This is a genomic window from Oleiphilus sp. HI0128, assembly GCF_001635365.1.
The window spans coordinates 1-1702 of record NZ_LWGG01000924.1 but is presented as its reverse complement, the minus strand read 5'-3'; the positions used below and the strand labels follow the sequence as shown (position 1 = coordinate 1702).

The following is a 1702-nucleotide window of genomic DNA, read 5'->3' as shown; positions in this document are numbered from 1 at the left end:
TGAACGTAACGAGGCAAGCTTTGTCCCTGACCCTCCAACGAGGACTTAAAGACAGGATAATGTTCCTGAACCAATTGATAGAGGAGCGTCTTTTCGGGCTGATGGCGTTCATAGTATGGTGCTTGACTCGCCCAGACATTCCTTGCCGGTGACATGAGTATCCTCCTTGATACTGTTTATACATACAGCATATAGAAGAAGCTTCACTTAGCGAATATTGGCCGTAATTTTGTAAAAACAGTCCAACTGTTATGTCCGCTTTCGGGTCTTTTGTAATATAAAAATGCTAGTTAGGAAGGGCCAGATTAGATCTGAAGACAATTCTCAAGTTATGTCCGCTTATCTCACTTTCCAGAAGTAACCGATCAGATCAATATTGGCCAAAATATCCTTGTTTATCGATCAGTCATGAAGGTCCGTTTTGCGGACTTTCACGCCTTTGAGTGCTGTTTAACTATGCCGTGCACTGAACTCCAACCTTTGAGAAAGGGTTCGAGCCGATACACCTTTCTGATACTACTGACTTTGCGCAAGGTTCTGCGTCTCTCCAATTACTCTGTTCCGGCCTTGTTTCTTAGCTGCATACAAGGCTTGGTCAGCGCGCTCTACTAAGCCATCAATTGTGTCAGAGGTTTGCATACTCGCAACACCGACAGAAATGGTAATATTACCCAGGGTGACTTTTTTATCACTGCCCATAACCAGGTTTTTACTGGCGACCTTATCGCATAGCTGCTGGCCTACAACGAGTGCGCCTTCGTAGCGTGTGTTGGGTAATAGCGCCACGAATTCTTCACCTCCATAACGAGCGACGATATCGTCACCTTTGACACCCTTCTTTAGAACTGTTGCGATAAAGGTTAAAACTTTGTCGCCTACTGCGTGGCCGTGCGTATCATTAAACGATTTGAAGTGATCAATATCCATAAATAGGAGAGAGAAGGGCTTCAGTGTTTGTTCAAACTCATTTACTAGTGTTTTAATAGACTCATCAAATGCTCGTCGATTCGGGATGCCGGTGAGCTGGTCGGTAAACGCCGTTTCGTTCAGTTCTTCCAAGTTCCTTTTTAAAGTACTGACTTCCTCCTTCACAACGATTAAGGAGTTTTCCATTGATGTGTTGGCTTGTCTAACTTGGTCAGTTTCTTCAATAAGCTTGGCAACGAGCTGAGTGATGCTGTTGATATCGGGGTTTTTCTTTAGATCATTCTGGCTTTCTTCCAGTGCGGCTGAAAAAGCCTGGTTGCCCTCAAGGATTTTTTCCAGCTCTTGCAGCAGGTTGTCCACAAGCGTCTCTGTATCGCCTTGTATATGGCTCAGTTTATCCTGCGTTTGGTTTGCAATATAAGTTTCGTAGAGTGAGTTATTTAAGCTGTCTGTAAAGTTCGTTCCACTTTCTAGCAGGCTATCTATTTTCTTGCGTAGCTCGAGGTTCATTCCTTGAAAATACTCATACCAAACGAAGTAGTTTTCCGGGGTGATTGGGATTTCAAGGTCTTTCATTTGTGGGATAGTTTTCTTAAGGCAGTCAACAGCTTGTTTAAGCTTTTTTTGACGGCTTTCCCGCACAGGTATTTGTTGCTCTGTCATATTACTCGCTACTCCATTTAGCCTGGTAATATTTGTCTGTAACCTGAGTTCAAGCCTCTAGTTTGTGCAATAATCTAAGAATTATAAGACTTTTTCAATCATAAATCATTTC

At 43.0% G+C, this 1702-nt stretch carries 1 protein-coding gene; it reads right to left on the bottom strand.

The features are described from left to right. Positions 1-516: 516 nt before the first annotated feature. Positions 517-1590, bottom strand: a complete 1074-nt coding sequence (locus tag A3763_RS15045; protein WP_068514223.1) for a GGDEF domain-containing protein — start codon at positions 1588-1590, stop codon at positions 517-519. Positions 1591-1702 lie beyond the last annotated feature (112 nt).

Bases quoted from the DNA above. Each gene is read 5' to 3' on its own strand.
- A3763_RS15045 (WP_068514223.1), bottom strand. From the start codon at position 1,590: ATGACAGAGCAACAAATACCTGTGCGGGAAAGCCGTCAAAAAAAGCTT.